We start from the raw sequence: 252 nt of genomic DNA, 5'->3' as shown, positions 1-252 counted from the left end.
ATACGCGCTTGCGCTACACGTTCTAAATTACCGCCTAATTTAAGTAAGGGTTTACCAAAAGCGCTGCGCGATAGCCCGCGTTTAATCATGAGCTCTAAACAGCGCTCTGCTGCGCCAATTGCGCGCATACAATGATGAATTCGCCCAGGCCCTAAGCGCCCTTGTGCAATGGCAAAGCCTTTGCCTAACCCTAAAATAAGGTTTTGTTTTGGTACGCGTACGTTATTAAATTTCATTTCACCGTGGCCGTAG

General features: G+C 47.6%; 1 protein-coding gene. It reads right to left on the bottom strand.

The window, feature by feature from the left end; all coding sequences use genetic code 11:
- The coding region (locus R2R70_RS21760; RefSeq protein WP_410979162.1) for an acyl-CoA dehydrogenase family protein at window positions 1-252 on the bottom strand (252 nt) is incomplete at both ends.

It is taken from the genome of Cobetia sp. SIMBA_158 (assembly GCF_046566945.1).
Taxonomy (GTDB): domain Bacteria; phylum Pseudomonadota; class Gammaproteobacteria; order Pseudomonadales; family Halomonadaceae; genus Cobetia; species Cobetia amphilecti.
This window is presented reverse-complemented; position numbering and strand designations above follow the sequence as displayed.